General features: G+C 56.1%; 22 protein-coding genes. 12 read left to right on the top strand and 10 right to left on the bottom strand.

Translation table 11 applies throughout. The features are described 5' to 3' along the window. Position 1: 1 nt before the first annotated feature. From nuoL to J9777_RS05265, 7 genes are read left to right on the top strand one after another with little or no spacing between them, the layout of a single operon-like run. Positions 2–1,999 carry an NADH-quinone oxidoreductase subunit L gene (gene nuoL, locus J9777_RS05295; protein WP_209347709.1) on the top strand — a complete coding sequence of 666 codons (1,998 nt, stop codon included), beginning with the start codon at positions 2–4 and terminating at the stop codon, positions 1,997–1,999. Next, positions 1,999–3,549, top strand: coding sequence for an NADH-quinone oxidoreductase subunit M (locus J9777_RS05290; RefSeq protein WP_209348613.1), 1,551 nt, complete (start codon positions 1,999–2,001; stop codon positions 3,547–3,549). Before nuoL ends, J9777_RS05290 begins: the two co-directional genes overlap by 1 nt. Further along, complete coding sequence (nuoN, locus tag J9777_RS05285) at positions 3,549–5,012, top strand: NADH-quinone oxidoreductase subunit NuoN (RefSeq protein ID WP_209347708.1); 1,464 nt, start codon at positions 3,549–3,551, stop codon at positions 5,010–5,012. Before J9777_RS05290 ends, nuoN begins: the two co-directional genes overlap by 1 nt. Further along, positions 5,009–5,719, top strand: coding sequence for a biotin--[acetyl-CoA-carboxylase] ligase (locus J9777_RS05280; RefSeq protein WP_209347707.1), 711 nt, complete (start codon positions 5,009–5,011; stop codon positions 5,717–5,719). The genes nuoN and J9777_RS05280 overlap by 4 nt, the downstream gene beginning before the upstream one ends. Before the next feature lie 40 nt (positions 5,720–5,759). Further along, complete coding sequence (locus J9777_RS05275) at positions 5,760–6,536, top strand: type III pantothenate kinase (protein WP_209347706.1); 777 nt, start codon at positions 5,760–5,762, stop codon at positions 6,534–6,536. Continuing rightward, a complete protein-coding gene (locus tag J9777_RS05270; RefSeq protein WP_348631942.1) occupies positions 6,533–8,179 on the top strand; it encodes a ribonuclease J in 1,647 nt (548 codons plus the stop codon). The genes J9777_RS05275 and J9777_RS05270 overlap by 4 nt, the downstream gene beginning before the upstream one ends. A 5-nt stretch (positions 8,180–8,184) precedes the next feature. Beyond that, a complete protein-coding gene (locus J9777_RS05265) occupies positions 8,185–8,466 on the top strand; it encodes a DUF1467 family protein (RefSeq protein WP_209347705.1) in 282 nt (93 codons plus the stop codon). A gap of 4 nt (positions 8,467–8,470) precedes the next feature. Here the strand turns inward: J9777_RS05265 and J9777_RS05260 are convergent, their stop codons facing one another. Further along, on the bottom strand, positions 8,471–11,089 hold the full coding sequence (locus tag J9777_RS05260; protein ID WP_209347704.1) for an ATPase: 2,619 nt from the start codon (positions 11,087–11,089) through the stop codon (positions 8,471–8,473). A gap of 71 nt (positions 11,090–11,160) precedes the next feature. Between J9777_RS05260 and J9777_RS05255 the strand changes: the two genes are divergently transcribed. The 4 genes from J9777_RS05255 (at position 11,161) to J9777_RS05240 (ending at position 15,138) form a co-directional block, all read left to right on the top strand. Next, the gene (locus J9777_RS05255) at positions 11,161–11,460 is read left to right on the top strand and encodes an Hpt domain-containing protein (RefSeq protein WP_209348611.1); all 300 of its coding nucleotides are present in this window, start codon (positions 11,161–11,163) and stop codon (positions 11,458–11,460) included. 93 nt (positions 11,461–11,553) lie between these two features. Beyond that, a complete protein-coding gene (locus tag J9777_RS05250) occupies positions 11,554–12,765 on the top strand; it encodes a hypothetical protein (RefSeq protein ID WP_209347703.1) in 1,212 nt (403 codons plus the stop codon). A 38-nt stretch (positions 12,766–12,803) separates the two neighbouring features. Further along, the gene (locus tag J9777_RS05245) at positions 12,804–13,751 is read left to right on the top strand and encodes a hypothetical protein (RefSeq protein ID WP_209347702.1); all 948 of its coding nucleotides are present in this window, start codon (positions 12,804–12,806) and stop codon (positions 13,749–13,751) included. Positions 13,752–13,779: 28 nt separating this feature from the next. Then, a complete protein-coding gene (locus J9777_RS05240) occupies positions 13,780–15,138 on the top strand; it encodes a HAMP domain-containing sensor histidine kinase (protein ID WP_348631941.1) in 1,359 nt (452 codons plus the stop codon). Positions 15,139–15,141: 3 nt separating this feature from the next. Here J9777_RS05240 and J9777_RS05235 read toward each other — a convergent pair whose 3' ends face one another. Both J9777_RS05235 and gltX read right to left on the bottom strand, forming a co-directional pair. Beyond that, complete coding sequence (locus J9777_RS05235) at positions 15,142–16,428, bottom strand: citrate synthase (RefSeq protein WP_209347700.1); 1,287 nt, start codon at positions 16,426–16,428, stop codon at positions 15,142–15,144. Positions 16,429–16,464: 36 nt separating this feature from the next. Next, a complete protein-coding gene (gene gltX, locus J9777_RS05230; RefSeq protein ID WP_209347699.1) occupies positions 16,465–17,904 on the bottom strand; it encodes a glutamate--tRNA ligase in 1,440 nt (479 codons plus the stop codon). A gap of 29 nt (positions 17,905–17,933) precedes the next feature. On the opposite strand from gltX, the gene J9777_RS05225 reads away from it, so the two are divergent. Next, positions 17,934–20,135 (top strand): ComEC/Rec2 family competence protein, encoded by a 2,202-nt coding sequence (locus J9777_RS05225; RefSeq protein ID WP_209347698.1) that lies wholly within the window; start codon positions 17,934–17,936, stop codon positions 20,133–20,135. A 23-nt stretch (positions 20,136–20,158) separates the two neighbouring features. Here the strand turns inward: J9777_RS05225 and lexA are convergent, their stop codons facing one another. From lexA to pip, 7 genes are all read right to left on the bottom strand, one after another. Then, positions 20,159–20,845, bottom strand: coding sequence for a transcriptional repressor LexA (gene lexA / locus J9777_RS05220; protein ID WP_209347697.1), 687 nt, complete (start codon positions 20,843–20,845; stop codon positions 20,159–20,161). 85 nt (positions 20,846–20,930) lie between these two features. Then, the gene (locus tag J9777_RS05215) at positions 20,931–22,121 is read right to left on the bottom strand and encodes a molybdopterin molybdotransferase MoeA (RefSeq protein ID WP_209347696.1); all 1,191 of its coding nucleotides are present in this window, start codon (positions 22,119–22,121) and stop codon (positions 20,931–20,933) included. Further along, on the bottom strand, positions 22,118–22,591 hold the full coding sequence (gene moaC / locus J9777_RS05210) for a cyclic pyranopterin monophosphate synthase MoaC (protein WP_209347695.1): 474 nt from the start codon (positions 22,589–22,591) through the stop codon (positions 22,118–22,120). The genes J9777_RS05215 and moaC overlap by 4 nt, the downstream gene beginning before the upstream one ends. Continuing rightward, on the bottom strand, positions 22,588–23,373 hold the full coding sequence (gene trpC, locus J9777_RS05205) for an indole-3-glycerol phosphate synthase TrpC (RefSeq protein WP_209347694.1): 786 nt from the start codon (positions 23,371–23,373) through the stop codon (positions 22,588–22,590). Before trpC ends, moaC begins: the two co-directional genes overlap by 4 nt. Next, positions 23,370–24,362 carry an anthranilate phosphoribosyltransferase gene (gene trpD, locus J9777_RS05200; protein ID WP_209347693.1) on the bottom strand — a complete coding sequence of 331 codons (993 nt, stop codon included), beginning with the start codon at positions 24,360–24,362 and terminating at the stop codon, positions 23,370–23,372. The genes trpC and trpD overlap by 4 nt, the downstream gene beginning before the upstream one ends. Then, the gene (locus J9777_RS05195) at positions 24,362–24,958 is read right to left on the bottom strand and encodes an aminodeoxychorismate/anthranilate synthase component II (RefSeq protein WP_209347692.1); all 597 of its coding nucleotides are present in this window, start codon (positions 24,956–24,958) and stop codon (positions 24,362–24,364) included. Before J9777_RS05195 ends, trpD begins: the two co-directional genes overlap by 1 nt. A gap of 57 nt (positions 24,959–25,015) precedes the next feature. After that, complete coding sequence (pip, locus tag J9777_RS05190) at positions 25,016–25,978, bottom strand: prolyl aminopeptidase (RefSeq protein ID WP_209347691.1); 963 nt, start codon at positions 25,976–25,978, stop codon at positions 25,016–25,018.

The following is a 25,978-nucleotide window of genomic DNA, read 5'->3' as shown; positions in this document are numbered from 1 at the left end:
GGTGCTCCACACTTCGATACTGCTTATCGTATTCCTGCCTTTGCTCGCCGCAATTGTCGGCGGGTTGGGCAACCGTGCGTTTGGCAATACAGTCGTCAAAACGATTACGACCGGTTCGCTGTTCGTATCCTGCTTGCTCAGCTGGCCGATCTTTTACGGCTTTATATCAGGCACCGCTACGGCTGAAGTCGTTCCGGTTCTGCAATGGGTCCAGTCAGGTAATCTGAGCTTCGATTGGGCGCTGCGCGTCGACACGCTCACCGCCGTTATGCTGGTGGTGATCACCACCGTGTCTGCGCTCGTTCACCTGTATAGCTGGGGCTATATGGACGAGGATCCGGATCAACCGCGCTTCTTCGCCTATCTGAGCCTGTTCACCTTTGCCATGCTGATGCTGGTGACCGCCGATAACCTCGTCCAGATGTTCTTTGGCTGGGAAGGGGTAGGCCTCGCATCCTATTTGCTGATCGGTTTCTGGTTCAAGAAACCAACCGCCAACGCAGCGGCGATCAAAGCCTTCGTGGTAAACCGAGTGGGTGACCTTGGCTTTATGCTGGGTATCTTTGGCACATTCATCGTGTTCGGCACGACCAGCATTCCCGAAATTCTCGAAGCTGCCCCTACGATGAGCGGCGCAACTATTGGCTTCATGGGCTACCGGATGCACACGATGGATATTCTGTGCATTCTGCTGTTCATCGGCGCGATGGGTAAGTCCGCGCAGCTTGGTCTGCATACTTGGCTGCCCGACGCGATGGAGGGGCCTACACCTGTTTCTGCCCTGATCCACGCTGCGACTATGGTGACCGCGGGCGTATTCATGGTGTGCCGCCTCTCGCCAATGTTTGAGGCTGCTCCGGTAGCTCTCGCAATGGTCACATTCGTCGGTGCAGCAACCTGTATCTTCGCCGCGACAATCGGTACCACGCAGTGGGACATCAAGCGGGTTATTGCGTATTCAACCTGCTCGCAGTTGGGATATATGTTCTTTGCCGCTGGCGTAGGCGCTTACGGCGTGGCGATGTTCCACCTGTTCACCCACGCATTCTTCAAAGCGCTGTTGTTCCTTGGTGCCGGTTCGGTGATCCATGCGATGCATCACGAGCAGGACATGCGGTATTATGGCGGCCTGCGTAAGAAGATCCCGATCACATTCTGGGCGATGATGTTTGGTACGCTCGCGATTACTGGCGTGGGTGTTTATCACCTCGGCGCTGGCTTTGCCGGCTTCTGGTCGAAAGATGCTATTCTCGAAGTTGCATTTGCGCGCGGAACCGGCCTCGGCACCTTTGCATTCTGGATGGGTGTGTTCGCAGCGTTGCTGACTAGCTTCTACAGCTGGCGACTGATGTTCCTGACTTTCTGGGGCAAGCCACGCTGGATCGAAAGCGAGCATATTCAGCACAGCGTCCACAAGACACCGGAAGGAGCTGGCGAGGACACAACTGGTGGCTATCAACCACACGAAAGCCCGGTTTCAATGCTGGTTCCGCTTGGCGTGCTGTCGCTCGGTGCGATTTTTGCCGGACAAGTGTTTGCGCCAAGCTTCCTCGATGATGCTGCGTTCTGGGGCAGCTCGATCTTCTTCAACGCAAACTTGATCGATGCGATGCATGCGGTTCCGTATTGGGTGAAATACTCGGCCTTTGTGGTTATGCTGCTCGGCCTGTTCGGCGCGTGGCTGGCCTACATCAAGGACACTTCGATCCCGGGCAAGTTCGTCGACCAGTTCCGCTATGTGCACCGGTTCGTGTTCAACAAGTGGTATTTCGACGAGCTCTATAACTTCTTGTTTGTCCGTCCGGCATTCTGGCTGGGCCGGAAATTCTGGATCATTGGTGATCAAGGTATCATTGACCGGTTTGGTCCCAATGGCGCGGCGTGGGTCGTCCAAAAGGGCACCGTCGCGGCGAAGAAGATCCAGTCGGGCTATCTTAATTCTTATGCGCTGGTGATGATCCTCGGGGTTGTTGCGGCGGTGACATGGGTGCTGATGTAATGGGCGGTTTTCCCATCCTTTCTACTATGCTTGCCGTTCTGGCCGTTGCAGCGGTTGCGTGTCTGTTCGTTAAGGCAGAGGCCGCACGTGTCATTGCTTTGGTCGCTACGCTGATCAATCTAGCCTGCGGCATTCTGCTGTGGGTCAACTACGATATTGGCGGCGCTCAGTGGCAATTTACCGAGCGGGCAGAGCTGTTCGCAGGCTTTAGCTATGCGTTGGGCATCGACGGTATCGCGCTGATGCTGATTGTGTTGTCTGTATTCCTGATGCCGATCTGCATCCTCGCAAGCTGGGAATCGATCCAGAAGCGTGTGGGCGAATATATGGCAGCGTTCCTGTTCATGGAATTGCTGATGATCGGCGTGTTCGCCGCGCAGGATATGTTCCTGTTCTATATTTTCTTCGAGGCAGGTCTGATCCCGATGTATCTGATCATCGGCATCTGGGGCGGCGATAACCGGATTTACGCTAGCTACAAATTCTTCCTCTACACGCTGCTCGGTTCGGTCCTGATGCTGATCGCGATGCTGTGGATGGTGAATGAAGCGGGCACGACATACATCCCGACGCTGATGAATTACGATTTCGCGCCAGAGGCACAAACGTGGCTATGGCTCGCATTCTTTGCCAGCTTCGCCGTAAAAATGCCGATGTGGCCGGTGCATACTTGGTTGCCCGATGCGCACGTTCAGGCGCCAACGGCAGGCTCAGTCATTTTGGCGGGTGTTCTGCTGAAAATGGGCGGTTACGGCTTTATCCGTTTCAGCCTGCCAATGTTCCCCGAAGCATCCGCGCAATTCGTGTGGCTGATCTTCGGTCTGTCCATGGTCGCAGTGATCGTCACCAGCCTGATTGCGCTGGTGCAGCACGATATGAAGAAGCTGATCGCCTATAGTTCGGTCGCGCATATGGCGATTGTGACTGCGGGCCTGTTTGCGTTCAATGTGCAGGGCCTTGAAGGCGCAATGATTATGATGCTGAGCCACGGTTTGGTGTCGGGCGCATTGTTTCTGTGCGTGGGCATCATCTATGACCAGCTGCATACGCGAGAGATTGACCGTTATGGCGGCCTTGCGATCAACATGCCGAAATATGCGCTGTTCTTCCTGCTGTTCACGATGGCCAGCATTGGCCTGCCGGGTACTAGCGGGTTTGTCGCGGAATTCCTCAGCCTTGCGGGTGTCTACAAGGTTTCCAGTCTGACGACCTTTGTGTTGACGACGGGCATCATCTTGGGTGCTGGTTATATGCTGTATCTTTACCGCCGGGTGGCCTTTGGTGAGCAGAAGAACGCTGACGCCGCCGCGATGAAGGACTTGTCGCTGCGTGAGTGGATCATGCTCGGCCCGATTGCTGCAGCGGTTCTGTGGATGGGTGTTTATCCCGAAAGCTTCCTTGCACCAATGCGTGCTGACATTGCAGCGCTGGATGCGCGGCTTGCTCGTGCCGCTCCTGAAGGGGATGCGAAACTGGTAGTCGGCGAACCGCTAGAAGAGGCTGCCAACGCAATGCCTGAGATCGACAAGAAAGCAGAGGGAGCGCACTGATGGACTTCCTGCTTTCATTCCAATTGTCCGCGCCTGAAATTATTCTGGCGGTCGCCGGTCTGGTCCTGCTGATGGTTGCGGCCTTCGCAGGCAACAAGTCAGCCCAAACGGTCACCTATCTCGCAATTGCTTCGCTTGTAGCTGCAGGAGCGGTTGTGGTGGAGCTGTTCACCAACGACGCCCTGTCGCAAGGTGCGGATGCGTGGAGCGGTCTCTACCGCATGGATGCGTTTGGTAATTTCACCAAGCTGCTGATCTATTTGGCGACTATCGGCTGTCTGATCGTCACGCCCAAATTCTTCGATGCGAAGGGCGAGTATCGCCCTGAATATCCAGTGCTGATGATATTTGGTGCCGTCGGCATGGGGATCATGGTATCCGCCGTTGATCTGATGACACTTTATATTGGCCTCGAGCTAAGCAGCCTCTCATCCTATGTGCTGGCCAGCTACAGCCGCAGCGATGAACGCTCTGCAGAGGCTGGTCTCAAATATTTCGTCCTCGGCGCATTGGCGAGCGGTATTTTGCTCTACGGTATGAGCCTTGTGTACGGCTTTACCGGTTCTACCAGCTACCTTGGGATCCGCGCTGCTTTGGCCGATGGAATGGGCACAGGCGCATTGTTTGGCGTGGTATTTGTCCTCGCTGGTCTTGCCTTCAAGATTGCCGCTGTGCCGTTCCACATGTGGACGCCGGATGTTTACGAAGGCGCACCGACACCCGTCACCGCGTTTTTCGCGACAGCACCCAAAGTTGCCGCGATTGCGATCACGATGCGGATTGCGCTTGATCCGTTCGGTGCGCAATCGGATGCATGGCAGCAGATCATTATCTTCGCCGCATTGGCCTCGATTGTCGTCGGTGCACTCGGGGCTATCGGGCAAGAGAATATCAAGCGCTTGCTCGCCTACAGTTCGATCAACAATGTCGGTTTCATTCTGGTCGGTCTTGCGGCGGCGACCGAAGCAGGCGCGGCTGCGATGCTGGTCTATCTGGCGATCTATGTGGCGATGTCCTTGGGTAGCTTCGTCGCTGTGCTGATGCTTCGGGATAAAGATGGCAATCAGGTTGAGAATATCTCCGATATTGCCGGGCTGTCCCGATCCCACGGTCTGCTTGCGCTATGTCTTGCAATCATGATGCTGAGCCTTGCCGGTATTCCGCCGTTGTTCGGTTTCTGGGGCAAGTTTGTTGTATTCCAAGCTGCTGTCCAAGCGGACATGATTATTCTGGCGGCGCTGGGTATTGCAGCGAGTGTTATTGGTGCGTTCTACTATCTCAAAATCGTCAAGATCATGTATTTTGACGATCCTGCTGATGTCGTGGAAGCCAAGGGCGAAACGTCCCGCTGGGTTGTACTTCTGGTGACGACAATCTTTGTGTCGCCGCTCGGTTATCTGCTGACACCATGGCTTGGTGATCTCGCAGCGCGCGCCGCGTCGGCGATGTTCTTCGTCATTTGATCGAATACGTTTCAGAAACCGGGTCGACCAACAGCGATCTGGCCACGCGTCTAAGCAACAATGAGCGTGTGCCTGAGAGGCATTGGTTGGTTGCTGACCGACAGAGTTCGGGTCGCGGCAGGCAAGGGCGCGATTGGTTTGATGGCTCCGGCAATTTTATGGGCTCGACCGTCGTTCATATCGCTCAGTCGGATCCTCCGGCATCGACCTTGGCATTGCTGACCGGGTTGGCGGCATACGAAGCATGTTTGTCACTTGTACCGGACCCTCATGCTCTCTCGCTTAAATGGCCCAATGATCTGTTGATTGGTCGCGCGAAGCTCGCTGGTATCCTGCTCGAAGGGCAGGGGCAGGCGGTAATTGTTGGTATCGGTGTAAATCTTGCGGTGGCGCCCGACTTGTCTGATCGGGAAACCGTATCGTTTGCAAAGTTTGGCCCTGCACCCGACCGCAATGGTTTTGCGGAAAGGCTAGCTGTCCAGTTCGACACCGAATTGGAGCGCTGGAGGACCTATGGCTTGGAACCGTTGCTAAGGCGTTGGACCAATGCTGCCCATCCCGTTGGAACGCCTCTGACTTTCCACGAAACTGAAACAGCCACGCAATCTGGCGAATTTGCCGGTCTTGCTGATGATGGTTCTCTGCTACTGCGCTTGGCGGATGGCTCAACCCGTGCCATCCATGCTGGCGATGTGATGCTGGCCTAGAGATATTGGCCTGAAGATATTGGCCTAAAGGAACGAAACTATGCTGCTTGCAGCCGATGTCGGAAATACCAACGTTGTCTTCGCTTTGTTTGAGGGCGATGAAATCAAAGCACGCTGGCGCATTGCCACCGATCCGCGCCGCACGGGCGATGAATATGCGGTTTGGCTGATTCAGCTATTGAGAATCGAAGGCTTCAAGAAGGAAGATATCACACAGATTATCTTCGCCTCGGTCGTGCCGCGTGCTGATCACAATCTGACTGTTCTTTCGAAGAAGTATTTCGGCCTGACGCCATTAATCGCAGGCAAAGGCGACACGCCATGGGGCTTCGAGATCGATGTCGATCATCCGGAGTCTTTGGGCGCAGACCGTGCGCTGAATTGTGTCGCCGCGCATGAGAAATATGAAGGCGATTTGATCGTTGTTGATTTCGGCACTGCGACCAAATTCGAAGCGCTTGATTTCAATGGCACCTACAAGGGCGGAATCATTGCACCGGGTATCAATCTCTCGCTCGACGCGCTGGTTGGAAAGACTGCCAAACTTCCGCGGATCGCTATCAAAGCACCGAGCACCAAGAGTGTAATCGGGCGGAATACCGAGGATCAAATGCTGATCGGCGTGTTCTGGGGCTATGTAGCGATGATGGAAGGACTGATCCAGAAGATGCGCGATGAAATCGGGCGGCCAGCGAAGGTCGTTGCGACCGGCGGGCTTGCGATTCTGTTCGACGATAACACTGAGATTTTCGACGTGGTTGACGCCGATTTGACCATTCAAGGGTTGGCAATTCTCGCCAATCGGGCTGCTTCGTGAAGAAGGACTTCACCCCCGAAAAAGAGCTGCTCTTTCTAGCACTTGGTGGCTCTGGCGAGATCGGGATGAACGTCAACCTCTACGGCTGCGATGGCCAATGGTTGATGGTCGATCTCGGTATGACATTCTCCGGCAACGAATATCCGGGTGTTGATCTGGTCTTTGCCGATTTGGAATTCATTGAGGATCGGCTCGACGATCTCGCAGGTATTGTCCTGACTCACGCGCATGAAGACCATATCGGCGCGATCCCCTACTTCGCTGCTGATATCGGCGTACCGCTTTACGCGACACCATTCACCGCCGAACTGATCCGCCGAAAACTGCAAGAGGCTGGAATATCCAATCAGGTCGAGCTCAATGTAATAGAGGGCACTGACAGCTTCTCGGTCGGGCCATTTGATATTGGCTATGTCCCGCTGGCGCACTCAATTGCCGAAGGTAACGCTTTGGTGATCGACACGCCGTATGGCCGGATATTCCACACCGGTGATTGGAAGTTGGATGAGGACCCAATCATCGGTGAACCCACCACCGGCGAAGAGTTGACGCAAATCGGCGACGAGGGCGTCCTTGCTATGGTGTGCGATTCCACCAATGTGTTTAATCCGAAGCCAAGTGGTTCTGAAGGCGCTGTGTATCAGGGGCTGATGGAAGAAGTCGGCAAGCACGCTGGCAAGCGGGTGCTGGTAACGACTTTCGCATCCAATGTCGCGCGCTTGCAGACACTCGGCGAAGTGGCAAAAGCACACGGGCGCCAGGTATGTGTCGCGGGGCGATCATTAGACCGTATCCTCGAAGTATCGCAATCACACGGCTATCTGCTCGATTTCCCCGATCCAGTGGATTTCGACACCGCAATGCGGCTGCCGCGCGGTGAGGTTATGATTGTCGCAACGGGCGGGCAGGGTGAGCCGCGCGCTGCTCTCTCCCGGATTGCCGAGTCAAATCACCGGCTCGCACTCGTTCGCGGGGATGTAGTGCTCTTCTCCAGCCGTCAGATACCAGGCAACGAAATCTCGATTGGCAAAATCCAGAACAAGCTCGCGGATAGCGGAGTGGTGATGGTTACTGACCGTCAGAGCGAGATCCATGTGTCCGGTCATCCGGGACGGCCGGAGCTTGAGGAAATGTACTCTTGGTTGCGGCCCGAGATACTTGTTCCCGTACACGGCGAAATCCGCCACATGCAGGAGCAAGTGCGGGTTGGCAAAGCGGCGGGGATTCCCGAGAACGTCTTCCAGAAGAACGGCGATATCGTGCGGCTTGCTCCTGGAAAGCCAAGCCGGCTCGCGCAGGTCCACACGGGCAGGCTTGTCCTTGATGGCGACATCATTGTTCCGGCCGATGGCGAATCGATCACCATGCGGCGGCGTATCGCCTACAACGGCGCGATCGTTGTGGCGCTTGATACCAAGGGTAGGGCGAGCATTGAGTGTTTCGGGTTGCCGTTGGATGAAGATTACGCGGATTTTGTGAACGAGACTCAGTCTGACATCTCTAGCGCGCTCAAGAGACTCAAAGGCGCTGACCGCAAGGATGGTAAAGCCATTGCAGAAGCGACGCGATTGGCAACACGCCGAGCCGCCCAGCGCTGGAGCGGGAAGAAACCGCAGGTCAGAGTTATGCTGGTGGCAGAGTAAGCAACATGAAGATCACATCAATTGTCGCGATCTACGCATTGGTCTGGGTTATGACGGCATTCGTCATGCTGCCTTTCGGCGTCAAAACGCATGACGAAGCGGGCATTCCCAAAGTGCCCGGGCAAGCCGACAGCGCTCCGGCCAATTTCCGACCAGGGCGACATGCGCTGCGTGCGACCATCATCGCAGCAGTTCTAACTGCGCTATATATAGCAAACTACACCTACGGATGGGTCGGTGCAGATACGATCAATCTGTTCGAGGAATTGCTCGCCGAGCCTTCCTAACAGCTTAGTCGCGAAGCCGCTCGATAGCTTGCGCAAGCGCCACGTAGAGCTTGCCCATATCGGAGCTCAGCAGGGTGACACTGAGCGCGTTGCCGTCACGGGTTGAGAGCATGCTGCGTAGCATACTCTCGAAATCGTGAATGTACCGGCTGACGTTCTCACGGAAGTCCGGATCTTCATCATAGACCTCGGCGATATCACGCGCCTCGGTACTATCGAGCAAGCTGACTGCACGGCGGGTAAAGATGCCACGATCACCGCGCAGATATGACGCCCAAGCCGTATCGGTCACATCGCTCGACATTGCCTTGGAAATGTCGATAGCGTTCGAGTTAAGGCTTTCGGTGATCAGAGCCATCCTGCGTGCGAAGTCGTTACCGACTTGCTCTTCAGCTTGCTCACGTGCCCTTGAAACGCGAGTTTCAAGGTTTGCGGCGAGTTCGTTGACCTTGGATAGCTGATCACGCAGTTGGATAGCCGCATCACGACTGACACCGCTGGCCTTTGCAGCGGACTCTTCGAGCTTGCTGATCGACTCTTGTGAAGCGCTGTGGAGTGTCTTGTCGAGCACTTCTCCGGCGTCCTGGCCAAGCTTGCTCGCAACGGATTGGACACTTTCCTTCAGGCCAGCTTCGATAGTTGAGGGCGCATTGCGTGCTGCTTCTTCAAGCGCAGAAATAGCCTCTCGCAGTTGGTCCTGTGCTTTGGACGAAAGCAAATCGCTTTCATCGTTCAGTTTGGACAGATCGCTGGTCAGCAGCGTGATCGCTTCATGAGTTGCTGCATTGGAACCGGCAATACGGTCACGGAGCGCATCAACTTGCTCAATCGATGCATGACCAGTTGATTGGGCTGCTAGGACATATTCGGAAAGCTCCTGGCTCTTATCGCCAGCCTGTCCGATCACGCCTTTGAGTTCTTCTGCCTGATCGCGAATTTCCTTCAGGCGATCTTCTGCAGTCGTCAACGCTTCGGGTAATTCGACACCGCTATGCTGCGCACTGGCTTGGATAAGCTCCAGCAAGCGCACGCTCGCCTCCGTAAGGTCCTTGACCGCCCTATCCGTGGCTTCAATGGCTTCTCGGCTATTGTCGAATGTAGACACCAACTGCTCGGCACTGCGTGCCATGCTTTCCTCGGTACGTTCGCCAAGGTCTGAAATGGCGACCAGAGAGGCTCTTAAAGTGTCAATGCGTGCGGCAATTGCTTCGCTACGTCCGGCAAGACGTTCCGATTGGCTTTCCTGCGCTTCACGGCGCGCTGCAATTTCACTGTCGAGCGTTTCCAACCGCGCAGTCAACGCTTGAATGGCTACATCCTCATTTTCCCCAAGCGCTACCAGCCGCGCCTCGACCTGTTCGACCAATTTGCCGTCGCGTTCCATAATATGGGCATCGACCGCTTCGGCCTCTGACCGGAGAGCGTCAAGCTTAGCGTTGGCAGAAGCGAGCGCGGCCTCGTCAATATTCTGAATCTCGACAATCGCTTCATTGAGTTGCTGTTTCAAAGCCGCAATCCGTGCCTGCCAGCTTTCGAGCGCGTTGGTTTCGCTTTCCTGCACTGAATTGCTAACGGTGCTAGCTTCTTCACGCATCGCCGTCAGACGCGCACGGAGCGAGCGAAGTGCTTCCTCTTCTTCGAGATCCAAACCTTCGCGTGATTTGGCGAATTCATCGGCCAATGCTTCCGCGCGGCGGCGCATTGCTGCCAAGGCTTCGACTTCGCGGCCATCCAATTCGGTACGGAACTCATCGCTCTTGTCGCGCAGCGCGGCAAAGCGGGTTTCGGCGAGTTCTTCCATCTCTTCCGTTTGGTTTTCGAAAGTGGTCAACGCCGCTTCGATTTTGGTTTGGATGGAATCAACCTGGCTCTCACTGGCTTTGCCGAAGTCGTTCAGCCGCTCAAACCCGGCGACCAGTTCGGCAATTTGACCATTCGCAGTCCGGCCAGCGGTACCAATTTGATTGGATACATCCTTTGCTGAGTTCGCGACAACCGGCAGGTCGTCGCGCAATTTACCCATGTTTTCCAATGCGGTAGCGCTGACACTTGCGATGGCATCAACTTGACTGCCATTGTCCGTGATCAGGCTTTGCAAGTGGTCGGCATGCTCTGACAAGCGCTCACTAGCGACACGGCCAAGCGATTCTAACTCCAGCGATTGTGAACCGAGAAATTCACGCGCCAAGCTCAACTCGCGGTTTACCGTGGTCAAACGCTGCTCAAGCAGGGCTGACTCTTCCGACAGCATGTGCGCCGTTGCGCCAAATTTAGCCGCTTCGCGCGTGCTATTGCGCATAGCCAGCAGCCACAGCGATACGATCAATAGAGTAGGAATTGCCCAGCTGGTGATCCAACTGGTCCATTGCTGCGGAGTGCCGCCACTCAGTATCTCTGATTGGTGTGCCCAGCCAAAAAACCCGGTCCAACCGGCGATGGCCAATACCGCGAGAGTGGGTGTAATCCACCCTAACTGCAGGCTTTTGGGTTCTTCATATTCCCAATCGCTCTCGTACTCATCGGTAAGCGAAAGGGTGTCCTCCGCTTCCTCGGATATGGTTTCAACCTGCGCTTCCTGCGCGTCTTCTGGGCCTATCGCCCGGATGTTTGGTCCTCCGGTCATGTGCGGAATCTAACATGTTTTCCACAGGGGGAAACCTCATTTTAACTTTCGGGGCCGTATTTGATGAGATGATGTTGTATGAAAACGGCACTCTTGATGCTACTTTTGCGGCCGCCGCAGGTGAGGATCCTGCGCTCCTGGCGGAGTTGCGCCGTGCATTCGCAGAAAGCGTAGAGCGTCAAATCGACCTTCTAAAGCGGGCGCGATGCGACGGAAACTGGGAAATGGCGGCGCTTCGCTTGAAAGGCCTGGCAGCCAGTTTTCATGCCGACGAGCTGCTCAAACTGTCAGCAGATGCGCTGGAATCCGCGCCCGGTGAGCCGACCATCGTGCGCAAAATTGAAGCCTTTTATATGGATTTCGTCGCGTAACGAGCGCATCGCGCAGATGCCTTGCCGAATATCGGCGCTTGGCACCGTCTCCTACCCAGCCTAGACACGTGCTCCCTTTCAAGGAGCATACGAGTGCGGGTCGCACTGTTATCGTCAGTTGAAGAGTTTTCCGGTGGTGAAGGGAAGCCGCGGGCTTTTGCTCGTGTTGGTGGCCGAAGGATCTTGCAGCGGCAGATCGATTTCGCAATCTCGATGGGGTGTGAGCAAATCGCATGTCTGTCGGACGGACTCCATCCCGAACTTGTCGAGCTACAGCAGGCCGTTGAGAATGCTGGTGCGCAGTTCCAGGTCATCCGCGATGCGCGCCCATTGTCTGGTTTAGTTAAGGCTGCCGACGAGTTGCTGGTCATTGCCGACGGGCTCGCATTTGATGAGGAACTGGCCTCTCAGCATCTCGATGGCGGGAAGACGGTTCTTACTTTGCCAGCGGAGAAGGCTGTTGCCGAGGGCTTCGAAAGGCTTGATCGTGAATTTGCATGGGCAGGCATTATGCTGGCCAATGGTTCACTCGTGGAAAAATTGGCCGACATGCCTGCTGATGTCGATCCGCAATCGAGTTTGCTCAGGCTTGCTCTGCAATCCGGCACAAAAACGGGTGAGATCGCCGAGAGCGCCTTATCTGATCATCATTGGGCAATCCTCCGCGATGATGAGGCTTTACAGGCATTTGAGAACAATTGGTTGGGCAATATGTTCAGCCCGGCCGCACCGATTGCACCGGTGAGTGCTGGTGCAGATTACGCAGGGCTAACAGTTCTTAGGAGGCATTCTCATCCGGTGAAGGCTGCACAAGCAGTTGGCGGTTTGGGTTATGCCCTGACCGGGGTCGCGGTATTGTGCGGCTATCTCGGATATTCTGCTGCGGGTTTTGCGTTAGCAGCAATCGCGGCGTTTGCGTTTCGCTTTGGTGGAGCGATCTCGGGTATTTTGAAGGGACGTATTGCTCGAACCGGTGTTCGCCGGATATTGTCGATATTGCCTACGGTTTTGCTTGATGCTGCGCTCATCGCGCTGGCTTGGTATTCCGTGGTGGAGAGCGTGCAAGTTTCGGCACTATTTGCTGTCACAATTCTCGTCGGGTTGCTGCGATTGGCTGCGGAACAGCACGGTCCAGATGGATCGAAAAAATTGCAAGATTTGTTCGAAGATCGCGGTGTTCTGGCGATTGTACTGGGAATTGGCCTTGTGGCCGGTCAGTTAGTACCAGTTATTCAGTTACTTGCTGTCCTGGTGCTGATATTCCTTTTGTTTCAAACTTACTCGTTGAGGATAACGCGGGCTTAACCATGCTGCGGTAGGAGCAGGAGATGGAAGAGACGGCGATGAACCAAACAACTGAAATACCGGTAGAAGCGGTTCTGCGCGACGAGCTTGCGCATGGCGACGCCGCGCTCGGCACAGTTGCGCCGATTTTGGGGCATTTGGTGGTCAGCCCGGACAATACATTGTTTAGCGACGAGATCGTAGCACAGGTTCGCGGAATGGCTTCCAGCGTAGCAGGGCAGATGCTCGGCGTTCAAGGACGTGAGGCCCGTGACGACAATTTGCCCGAATTCGTTGAACAACATTCCGAAGAACTTGTCGGCCACTTGCTGACCAATGCCGGTTTCCTGTCACACTGCCATGCTCTGTCGATTGAACGTCAACTGGCGCAACGCCTGCATGATCGCAGCGCGATTGATTTGGTTCTTTCACCTCTGCTTCAAGCGCTTATCGCGTCAGATGATCCGGATGTGTCCAGTAACGCGATGGCGGTGCTGACGGCGCAAGCGCGCTTTATCCAGCAACAAGGCCGGATGGAGCTGCCGCTCAAAGAACTTCCTGGCGACCTTTTCCATGCGGCTGTGTTGACTTGGCGAACGCATGCCGGCGAGGGCTTGGATGAGATTACTGCAGCGGCGGAAATGCATCTGAGGGCGGAATATGACGAGGGCGCTAGCCGACTTGGTCTAATGTCACGCCTAGTTGCCGGATTGGGTAATGGGGCGATGGCGGCATTATCGGCTGCGCATGCAGGCGTAGCAATCTTCCTAACCGCTTTGGCGGCCGCTTCGCAGCAAGATCGCGATCTCGCCGTGCAATCGACCAATGACCGGCAATTAGGTCGCCTAGCGTTGGCGTTGCGCGCTGGTGGTCTCAAACCGAACGAGGTTGAAGAGCAGTTTGTGGTGATCCACCCGAACGTCGCGTTGCCCGATGGCTTTGACTTGCTACGTCGCGACCGCGCTGCGGAGATATTGGCGGCATCCAGCGGATTGGCTGCGGGCTGATACGATGGCCTCGCTTTCAGGATCCTTTTTGGCTCGTGCGCGCACTGACGCGGCAAACCTGCTGGTGGAATCGCAAGAACCGTTGGCAACGCTGCAGCAGCGGTGCGGCGGCGTCATTCCCGGGGAAATCGCTATTCCTGAACTGCGCGAGTTGATCGTAAAGGTGCAAGAGTCTGGGCTGCGACTAGCGCGGACGATTACAGCGTTCGACGGCGAAGAAATGATCACAGCTTGGGTGGAAGCGACACCGACTGGTCGAGAAGGTGGGGGGTGCTTTATCGGCGTGGCTAACTGGCAGACGGCACCGCAACCCGATCCTTCTGAGGCGGTTAAGATTGCTCGTAAGAGGGATATTGATCAATCGGTTGCCGAGTTAACCGCCCGCTTAGACACGAGGCAAGGCGTATTGACCGTTGAAAGCGAGGCCCGGGATCTGGCCGATTTGACTGCCCGGATGCGGCAGGCGCGTGGGCATCCATGGACCGAGTTCGTTACTTTCCCGGGCAATAGCCATGAGCAACCGCTTCATTGGCGTTTGCTGGATGGTGCGGAATGCCATGTCGAAGGCTCTGAACGTATCTGGACCGCAAGCTTAATCCCGCTGGGGCAACCTGAACCGGGCAGCAATGGTTTCGACCTTTATCTCGTGCCAAATCGTCCCTTGGTTGATCGGCGTAAAGCGAGCGCGCCGCCAAAGCCGGAGACTATGCATTCCATCGGGCGGGATCTTTCGCCAGTGCTACGCCAGCCAATTGCGCGCATTATCGCCAATGCGGAGACGATCCGTTCCAAAATGGCGGGCCCGCTAGCGGAAGAATATAGCAATTATGCATCTGACATTGCCGATGCCGGGCAGCATTTGATGGCACTGATTGAAGACCTATCGGATTTGGAGGTCGTTGAGTCTGCAAGTTTCACCACGGCACCTGATCAGATCGATGCGGCAGATGTCGCCCGGCGCGCTGTCGGCATTTTGAATGTTCGCGCTCAGGAGAACCGGATCAAGTTAATTGCACCGGGTCCGGAAGAAACAGCGCCAGCGACCGCTGAATTTCGCCGCGTATTGCAGATTCTGCTCAATCTGGTGACGAATGCGATCCGCTATTCACCTGAAGGGTCCAGCGTCGAGATTGCCGTTGCGCAATCGAATGGTGGTGTCAGCGTTACCGTGACCGACCAAGGCAAAGGCCTGACCGAAGACCAGCAAGCCGTCGTATTCGAGAAGTTCGAACGGTTAGGCCGCACCGGTGATGGCGGTTCCGGCCTTGGCCTTTACATTTCGCGCCGAATCGCGCGTGCGATGGGCGGAAACCTGACGGTAAAAAGCGCGCCCGATCAGGGAGCGCGCTTTATACTCGATCTACCGGTAGCTGAAGCCACCGAGTAGCGATTACCGCTTGTCTACGGGCACATAATCACGTTCTGTCGGGCCAGTGTAAAGCTGACGTGGGCGACCGATGACCTGGCCTGGATCAGAGATCATTTCGTTCCACTGTGCGACCCAGCCAACCGTACGGGCGAGGGCGAACAACGCAGTGAACATAGTGGTCGGGAAGCCGATCGACGAGAGAATGATCCCTGAATAGAAGTCCACATTCGGGAACAGCTTCTTCTCTTTGAAGTAGTCGTCATTCAGCGCAAGCTCTTCGAGGCGCAATGCGGTTTCGAAGACCGGATCACTCACTTCCAGTGCATCGAACACTTCGCGCAGAGTCTTCTGCATCACGGTCGCACGCGGGTCGTAATTCTTATACACGCGGTGACCGAAGCCCATCAGGCGGAACGGATCGTTCTTGTCCTTTGCGCGCTCGATATAGTGCGGAATGCGGTCCGGAGAGCCGATTTCCTGCAGCATGTTGAGCGCCGCTTCGTTAGCGCCGCCGTGGGCTGGACCCCACAGACACGCGATACCGGCAGCAGTGCAGGCGAACGGGTTGGCACCCGACGAACCGGCAAGACGTACCGTTGACGTTGATGCATTCTGCTCATGATCGGCGTGGAGGATGAAAATCCGGTCCATTGCCTTTTCGATCGCCGGATGCACTTCGTAGGGTTCAGCGGGCACACCGAAAGTCATGCGCAGGAAATTACCGGTGTAGCTCAGCGAGTTATCCGGCTGCATCATCGGCTGACCGATGGAATATTTATACGCCATTGCCGCAATGGTCGGCATTTTCGCGATTAGGCGGTGGCTGGAAATCTTGCGGTGCTCTGGGTCGGAAATGTCAGTGCTGTCATGGTAAAACGCAGACAGCGCACCAACGACACCGCACATGATTGCCATGGGGTGGGCGTCACGGCGAAAACCCTGATAGAATTGGCGCAGCTGATCGTGCAGCATTGTGTGGCGTGTGATGGTATTGTCAAAATCGGCAAGCTCGTCACCGCTCGGCAGTTCGCCGTTAAGCAGCAGATAAGCGACTTCCATGAAGCTGGAATGCTCGGCCAATTGGCCAATCGGATAACCGCGGTGCAGTAGCACCCCTTCATTGCCATCGATATAGGTCAGCGCGCTTTCGCAGCTTGCGGTCGATTTGTAGCCAGGATCGAATGTGAATGCACCCGTTTGGCCATAAAGCTTACGGATATCAATTACATCGGGGCCAACGCTACCTTGCAAAACGGGGTAGTCGTGATCGTTTCCGTTCAGCGTCAGCTTTGCCTGTTTATCCGCCAAATTCATTCTCCTTTGCCCGGTTTAATCGCGCGCCCGTCAGTCCTGACTTGGCGAAACTGCCTGCGCGTCAATTCGCGCAAGAGCCTCGTCTCGTCCCAAAAGGACCAGCACATCGAAAATCCCGGGTGACGTTGTCGTTCCGGTTAGCGCGGCTCGCATTGGCTGCGCCAGTTTGCCGAAGCCCAGCTCGAGCTCCTCTGCAAGTGCCTTCGTAGTGGCTTCGAGAGCCTCAATTGTCCAGCTATTTTCTGCTTTCAGACGGGCCGAGATTACCGAAAGCAACTCTTTCCCGTCGTCGGTCAGCAATTTTGCAGCTTTGTCGGTCATGGATAATGGTACTTTCGCAAACAAGAAGCCTGCGCCATCAGCCAGTTCTTCGACGCTTTTGGCTCGCGTTTTCATTACCGGCATAGCTTGTTCGAGCAATTCCGGATCGGCTTCATCGCCTAGCTTTGCGGCGACGATTTCTGCCAAGCGGGCATCGTCAGCCTCGCGGATGTAGTGGCCATTCAAGTTCTCGAGCTTTTTGATATCGAAGCGTGAGGGGCTTTTGCCGACACCGTCGAGGCTGAACAATTCGATCGCCTCTTCGCGGGTGATCTCTTCCTTGTCACCATGCCCCCAGCCAAGCCGGAGCAAGTAGTTGAACAGCGCCTCGGGCAGGATGCCCATTTCATCGCGATATGCCTCGACGCCCAAAGCACCGTGGCGTTTAGACAATTTCGCGCCATCGCTGCCATGAATCAACGGGATGTGCGCGTAAGTCGGATCGGACCAACCGCCTTCGATTGCGTCCATTGCGCGGTAGATCGGCAATTGGCGAAATGCATTGTTCAAATGGTCATCGCCGCGAATAATGTGCGTGCAACCCATGTCATGATCATCGACCACCGCTGCGAGCATGTACGTCGGCGTGCCGTCGGCACGGAGGATGATATAGTCGTCAATCTCTTCGTTGCGAACTGTCACGCGGCCTTGAACAAGGTCATCAATGGCAGTTTCGCCATCAATTGGCGTCTTTAGGCGTACGGCAAAGGACGCACCCTCCGGTGCCTCTGATGGGTCCCGATCACGCCAGCGGCCATCATAACGCATGGGCTGCTTGTTCACGCGCTGCTCCGCGCGCATTGCTTCGAGTTCTTCGGGCGTCGCGTAGCACCGATATGCATGACCATTGTCGAGTAGCATCTGAGCCACTTCGGCATGGCGGTTGGCCTGCGCAGATTGGAACGTTGGCTCCTGATCATAATCGAGTCCGAGCCAATCGAGGCCGTCAAGAATTGCATCAATCGCTTCTTGGGTTGAGCGTTTGCGATCAGTATCTTCGATACGCAACAGCGCCTTCCCGCCGTAACGACGTGAGAAAAGCCAATTAAAAAGTGCAGTTCGTGCGCCGCCGATATGGAGAAATCCGGTTGGTGACGGCGCAAAGCGGGTAACAACTTTTTGATCGGTTACGGCTCTATTGCTTGCCATAAGTATTCGTTTCCTATCCAATAGTCTTGATGGCCAATGGTGACGCTCTTGTGCCCCATAATGATGGGCAGGATGACGCGCCAGAGACTGCCTCAGACACAGAATATGCTGCAGTGCAGCGCACTTGGCGGGTTGGACCGCGATTGTCCAGCATTGCTGACCAAATCAATCAATTCTTGAGCGAATCCGGCTTTGATAAGGGGCCGTGGCTGACGGTGTCTTTTGCTGGCGGGATTGCTGCTTGGTTTACGCTGGATAGCCCATGGCAATGGTCTGCGGCGATTGGAGTGTGCTTGCTGATTGCGCTCGGCGCTCTGTCCATGGGGCGGCACAGTGCAGGCAGCATTGATCTGAGTAGAGCTGCAATTGCCGTGAGTCTGTTGGTTGCGCTGGGCGTCGCTGTTATCTGGAGCCGCTCGGAGATTGTTGGTGCAGAATCTATCGAACGGCCGCAAGTGATGATGCTGCAAGCACGTATTCTAGAGCGCGACGAACAGCCTGCTAGGGACCGGGTACGTTTGATTCTGGCTTATCGCGATGCAGAAGTGGGTACCGCGCGGAAAGTTCGCGTCAACGTGCCGATTGACAAAGATATGGCTGGATTGTCGGAAGGCGCAGTGATCCGTTTGAGAGCACGTTTGATGCCGCCGGCTCCGCCGATGTTGCCGGGGGCTTACAATTTTGCCCGGTCGGCATGGTTTCAAGGCTTCGCCGCTACTGGCTCGGTCTTAGGTGAGATTGAAGTCATTGCACCAGCGGCGAAGGAAGAAGCGTTGGCGTCGACTCAGCGCGCATTGGCCAGCCATGTCCGAAGTCAGCTGGGAGGATCCGCAGGCTCCATCGCAGCGGCGCTCGCTAGTGGCGACCGCGGTGGTATCAGTGACGCTGACGAGGAGGCGATGCGCGATGCCGGTTTGACGCACCTGCTATCGATCAGCGGATTGCACGTCAGTGCAGTTATTGCTGCTGCCTATTTGCTTGCGATAAAGTTGCTCGCGCTTTGGCAGTGGCTGGCATTGCGCGTTCGTCTACCTTTAGTTGCTGCGGGTGTCGCGGCTTTGGCTGGTGTCGGATATACACTGCTGACTGGCGCTGAAGTCCCCACTGTTCGCAGTTGTGTCGGAGCAATTCTGGTCTTGATTGCTTTGGCTTTAGGCAGAGAAGCGCTGTCCCTCCGAATGGTGGCGGTGGCCGCCATGTTCGTATTGTTTCTGTGGCCGGAATCGCTTGTTGGGCCAAGCTTTCAAATGAGTTTTGCAGCCGTGCTAGCCATTGTTGCGTTGCACAATTCTGCCCCCGTGCGAGCGTTCCTGGCGCCGCGCGAGGAGAGCTGGGCAACGCGGCTAGGGCGGCGGACGTTGATGCTGCTTGTTACTGGCTTCGTGATCGAGATCGCCTTGATACCGATAGTGCTGTTTCACTTCCATCGTGCAGGGGTTTACGGGGCCTTCGCCAACGTCATTGGTATTCCGCTCACCACTTTTGCATCTATGCCGCTGATCGCGCTGTCGCTGTTGGCGGACCTTGTCGGGGTGGGCGCGCCGCTTTGGTGGCTGACAGGCAAGTCGCTCGACTTGCTCATCGGCATTGCACATTTCACGGCCGATCAACCAGGTGCCGTCAAGCTGATGCCTGAAATGGGTGGTGCGACTTTTGCGCTGTTCGTGATTGGTGGGTTGTGGATCGGGCTGTGGCGGGGGAGTGTGCGCTTGCTTGGTTTCGCTCCCGCAGCACTGGCCACTTTGTTGTTTCTTACCAAGGCTGCACCCGATATCCTGATATCGGGCGATGGCCGTCATGTCGGGATCGCAGGTGAGAGTGAGGAATTGCTCGTTCTTCGAGAAAGTCGAAGCGATTATGCCCGCGACAACCTGCTCGAACTGGCGGGCATGGATGGAAAGCCAATCCCGCTTGATCAATGGCCAGATGCATCGTGCAGCGCTGACTTCTGCACCATCCCGCTACGCCGAGATGGTCGTAATTGGCAGGTGCTGATGGCGCGAAGTAACAATCGCGTTGAGATGCGCGCATTGGCGGCCGCTTGCGATAGAGCGGATATCGTAGTCGCTGACCGTTACCTGCCGCGTTCCTGCCAGCCGAAATGGCTGAAAGCCGATCGTAACTTGCTGGAGAGAACCGGCGGCCTAACCATAAATCTATCCGACGAGAGTTTTGACGCCGTAGCCGACTCTCAAGGAGAGCACGGATGGTGGCGCGGGGAACGCCGTTAAACTCTCGCCCGCACATCAAAAACTTAGTGGTACCGCCGCAGAAGGCCCGCAAGCTTACCTTGAACTTCCACCTGCCCCGGCTGATAGACTTGCGCAGAGTAGCTCGCATTCGCAGGGTCGAGGCGAACCATCGAACCATCGCGATGTAGGTATTTCAGAGTGGCTTCTTCGTTGTCGACCAATGCAACGACAATCTCGCCATCGCGGGCCGTCGTGGTTCGTTTGATCAGTGCGAAATCACCATCAAAAATACCAGCCTCAATCATCGAATCGCCAGATACTTCCAGTGCATAATGGTCACCGGGGCCGAGTAGGGCAGCCGGAACCGGCAGACTGCTCTGACCTTCAAGCGCTTCAATAGGGGCACCCGCAGCGATGCGGCCATGCAAAGGAAGCTCGATCACGTCATTGGCTGGTTCAGGTTGAGCAACTGGCGGAGCAGTTGTCCGCGCGACCACGTCATTGGCGGGCTTCGTTATCGCACTCGGCAGTACATCTTCAGGATTCTTGAGCACTTCCAGCGCGCGTGCCCGATTGGGTAGGCGGCGGATAAAGCCGCGCTCTTCCAATGCAGAAATCAACCGGTGGACGCCTGATTTACTTTTCAGATCGAGTGCGGCCTTCATCTCCTCAAAAGAGGGAGAGATACCAGTCTCTTCCAGACGTTGCTGGATAAAGCGGATAAGTTCGTGCTGCTTTGCCGTCAGCATTGCAAAATGCTCCTTAATCGCATCAGTTGCATCGTTACCGAATGGTGAACGAATGCGGAACAAGTAGGCAACTTAATTCAGAAGGTCAAGCAATACCGCCATTTTCGATTAGGTAGACCGGAACAGATGTTCCCGCTCTCGTCTCATCGCAATGCTCTGCGCGTTCGATCAACACATTGGCTTCGGCAAGGGCGCCCAATGCGCCGCTACCTTGTTGAGCGATGGGCGTGACCTGTCCATCGGCAAGCGTTGCGCGCATAAAGGTCCTGCGGGGGCCTACTGCGGGTAGCGCTTCGGTGCAGGGGATATCTATCGGTCGCGGCAAGCAATCCGTTGCGCTCAGCATCTTGCGAAGCGCCGGCAGCATAAACAGGAATGCAGTGACAAAGCTCGACACGGGATTGCCCGGTAGGCCGAGAATGATTTGCTTGCCGCGCGTTGCAACCATCAGCGGTTTTCCCGGCTTCATTGCAACCCGCCAGAAGTCGATGGTCGCGCCGAGTTTCTTCAAAGCCGGGCGCACCAGATCGTGGTCGCCAACCGATGCACCGCCGCTGATTACTAGCAATTCATGATCGGCATGGGCGTCGATAGCTGCGGCCAATGAGTCTAGATTGTCTGGAACAGGCGGAACAGTTGCTGCTGTTATGTTCTCCAAGGAAATCATCGCATTTAACATCGACCCGTTAGTGGCGGGAATTTCATCAAAGTTGCACATGTCGGGTGTGTAGGAAAGTTCGTCGCCGCATTCGAGAATCGCGACTTTCGGTGCCATATGAACTGTTAGCTCGGCATGGCCCGCCATTCGCGCCAGAGCGATCCGTGCTGGGGTGATCCGAACGCCCGCGTCGAGCAATTGTGCACCTATTTCGAAATCCGATCCGGCGCGTCTGATATGGCGACCGGGTGTCGGCTTCTCGGTTGCCGTCAAGCTGTCGACCGTGTTCACTTCCGCATCTTCAATCAGGACGATGGAATCGGCGCCTTCGGGCACATGTGCACCGGTCGAAATCCGCGTTGCTTCGCCCGATGAGACAAAGCCACCAAATGGTGCGCCGCAGCGGCTCTCGCCGATGACTTTCCACGGAGCTTCGCCGCAAACGGCAAAGCCGTCCATTGCCGAGAGATCAGCCGCAGGTTGAGTGCGTTTCGCGATTAGCGGATCGGCCAGATACCGCCCAAGAGCATCTTCGCAGCGAACTGCCTCCGTTGCAGTCGGCCGCACCAGATCGAGTAGTCGTGCCTGCGCTTCGTGCAAGGGAATTGGCGGGTTCATTCCGCTGCGTGCCAATCGCCGGATTTGCCTCCGGTTTTGGTTAGCAGCCTGACGCCCTCAATCACCATGCCTTTGTCGAGCGCTTTGGCCATATCGTAAATTGTCAGCAGTGCGACGGAGGTTGCTGTAAGCGCTTCCATTTCAATGCCGGTTTTGCCGACCAACGATGCGGTGCTCGTCGCGTGAACCGCCCCGTCCTCTATCGCAAAATCAACCGTAATCGAATCTAGCCCAAGCGGATGGCATAACGGGATCAGTTCGGCAGTCTTTTTGGCCGCCATAATTCCCGCTATCCGCGCCGCCGCGAGCACATCGCCCTTGGGCACATTCCCGTCACGAATGGCAGCAAGGGCATCATCGCTCATCGTGATCCGCCCCGTAGCAGTCGCTGTGCGAGCGGTTTCCGCTTTCGCACCGACATCGACCATGCGGGCTTTACCGTCATCATCAAGGTGAGTGAGTTTACTCATCCGTTGAGTAACTCCCGCGTTGCGGCGGCAACATCTGATTGCCGCATTAGGCTCTCGCCAACCAGAAATGCTCGGACACCGGATTGTTCAAGCCTCCGGCAATCTTCGTGCGTTGTGATTCCACTTTCGCCCACTAGCAGCGTTCCCTCGGGTACCAGCTTCGAGAGCCTTTCGGTCACACCCAAATCGGTCACAAACCGCTTCAAGTCGCGATTGTTGACGCCGATCAGTCGTGATTGGAGCTTGGTTGCGCGTTCCATCTCAGCCTCATTATGGACTTCGACCAATACATCCATACCGTATTCGATGGACGCGGCTTCAATCTCCGCCATAACACTGTCTTCCAGCGCGGCGACAACGATCAGGATTGCATCAGCGCCAATCGCGCGCGCCTCGGCTACTTGCCACGGATCAACCATGAAATCCTTACGCAGAGCAGGAAGGTTACACGCTGCGCGCGCTTCAATCAGGAAGTCCTCATGTCCTTGGAAGTAAGGCGCATCGGTCAGTACCGAGAGGCATGCTGCGCCGCCTTCCTCATAGGCCTTAGCGTGTTCGGCAGGCCGAAAATCTGCACGGATCAGGCCTTTGGACGGGGAAGCTTTCTTGATCTCTGCGATCAGTCCGTAGCCTGATTGCGCTTTCGCTTCCAACGCGGCGCGAAACCCGCGCGGTGCGCTTTGTCCGCTCGCTTTGGCGTCCAGATCAGCGAGCGTTGTCTTTGCCTTGCGCTCTGCGACCTCGTCTCGCTTGGTCGCGCAGATTTCATCCAGCTTATTCATTGCGTCATCGCGATCCAGCTTTGCAGCAGTTCGCGCGCTTTGCCGGAGTCGAGTGACTCGCGAGCTTGGTCTGCTCCTTCGTTCCAGCCTTTGGCTGTGCCTGCGACGATTAGCGATGCAGCCGAGTTGAAGATCACTGCGTCGCGGTATGGGCCAGGGTTGCCGTCCAGCAGCGCTTTCAAAGCCGCAGCGTTGTGCTTTGCATCATCGCCGCGAATGGCTTCGACAGGAGCATTGGGAACGCCAATCATAGAGGCATCGACGCGCTTCATTTCAAACTCATTGCCGCGCACATCGGCGACTTCGTTGCCACCTGCGAGGCTGAGTTCGTCCAAACCTTCATCACCCGAAACGATCATCGTACGATCGGTGCCGAGCGCGGCCTTGGCCGCCGCGTAGATCGACACATAGCCAGGGCGCGCGATGCCAATCAGTTGACTCTTGACACCTGCAGGGTTTGAAAGCGGGCCCATTAGATTGAAAATCGTCCGCCGCCCAAGTTTCAGCCGGATTGGTTGGATACGACCCATGGCAGGGTGGTGGTTCTTGGCGAACAGGAAGCAAATGCCGAGTTCGGCCAGTGTCTTTTCGGCAGTCTCACCCGCGACATCCATATCCAGCCCGAGCGCTTCGAGAGTATCAGCTGCACCAGATTTAGAAGAGGCTGCGCGATTGCCGTGTTTGGCCACCGGGACGCCGGTCGCAGCAACGACCAGAGAAACGGCAGTCGAGACGTTCAATGTATGGTGTCCGTCTCCGCCCGTGCCGCAAACATCGATGGCATTTGCAGGCGCTTCAATCGGAATGAGCCGAGCCCGCAAGGCGCGTGCTGCGCCTGCGATTTCGTCAGCGGTTTCGCTGCGTTCGGTCATCGCCAGCAGGAAACGTGCGATTTCTTCTTCGCTTGCTTCCCCGTCTAGAATCCAGCCGAAGACCTCCTCGGCCTCTTGCGCATTCATATGCGGGACTTCGAGCGGGAGCGTCTTCATTACAGGTCTTTCGGTTCGATCCCGCAAATGCGCAGGAAATTCGCCAGCAAAGCGTGACCATGCTCGGTCGCAATGCTTTCCGGATGAAATTGCACGCCGTGGATTGGTAGTGTCTGATGGCGGAAGCCCATCGCGCAATCGCCCTCGAGCCCCGGCGTGTCGCTGCGAGCATTCACGGCTAGAACATCAGGAATATCCTCAACAATCAGCGAGTGATAGCGCGTTGCGGTGTAGGGTGAGGAGAGGCCTGCAAACACGCCCGTTCCATCATGTGTAACTGGCGAGGTCTTGCCATGCATCAATCCGCCGCGAACGACTGTGCCACCAAAATGCTGACCAATCGACTGATGGCCCAAACACACGCCTAGCAACGGCTTCTCCGCATCCGCACAGGCCGCGACCAAATCCAGACTGACACCGGCCTCGTTCGGCGTGCAGGGGCCAGGAGAGATCAGAAACCCCTCTGCACCCGTCGCAATCGCATCGGCCGCAGAGATCGCATCATTGCGCTCGACCTGCACCTCTGCACCCAATTCCATCAGATAATGGACAAGGTTGAAAGTGAAGCTGTCGTAATTGTCGATGACGAGGATCATGGGAGTGCCTTTGCCTGTCTCCGGCGCGCAATCAAGCAAGGAAAGCTCGCTTGCGTGTCAGGCCTTCTTGCCAGCGAATTCGTCGGTTGCCCGAACCAGCCCGTCGATAATGCCCGGTTCGCCTGCGCTATGGCCGGCATCGTGCACGATCCGTAGGTCTACTTCGGGCCATGCTTTCTTCAGTTCCCACGCCGATGTAGGCGGGGTGCAGATGTCATGGCGGCCCTGAACGATGATGCCGGGAATATGTTTGATTGTGTGCAAATCGTTCACGAGTTGCGCCTCTTCCAGATAGAAATCCTCGAGGAAGTAACGCGCGCAGATACGGGCAAAGGGCAGCGCTTTCGATGGATCGGCAAATTCTTCCAGCAAGCCTTCGTTGGGCAGCAAAGTCGCAACCGTACCTTCCCAAAGAGACCATTCGCGCGCGGCGGCTAGGCGGGTTTCCTCGTCATCGCTGGTAAGACGGTCATGATAGGCTTTGACAAGGTCGTCGCGCTCGTCCTCGGGAATAAGACCGATAAAGCGATCCCATTGCTCGGCCATGATCTGACTCGCGCCGAAGCGGTAAAGCCATCCCTTCTCCTGCTGTCGAGCCAGAAACACACCGCGCAGGATAATCTCCGTCGTACGGTCCGGATACTTTTGAGAGTAAGCGAGGGCTAGGGTGGCTCCCCAGCTGCCGCCGAACACTTGCCAAGCATCGTGCCCGCACATTTCGCGCAGCCGCTCAATATCGGCAACAATGCGCCAAGTGTCGTTGTTCTCGATCTCTGCGAATGGTGTCGATTGTCCGCAGCCGCGCTGGTCGAACAGCAAAACGTCATACAGTTCCGGATCCCATTGCTGGCGGTGCGATGGTGCCATCCCGCCGCCCGGTCCGCCGTGCAAGAACACCGCCGGTTTCGCGCCGGGCGTGCCGACGCGCTGGTAATAGATCGAGTGCCCTTCGCCGACATCGAGCATTCCGGTCTCATAGGGTTCGATGGGCGGATAAAGCGTGCGGTCGTAAGTAATCAT

Origin of the sequence: Pontixanthobacter sp. CEM42, assembly GCF_017812015.1 — a bacterium.
GTDB lineage: Bacteria > Pseudomonadota > Alphaproteobacteria > Sphingomonadales > Sphingomonadaceae > Pontixanthobacter.
This window is presented reverse-complemented; position numbering and strand designations above follow the sequence as displayed.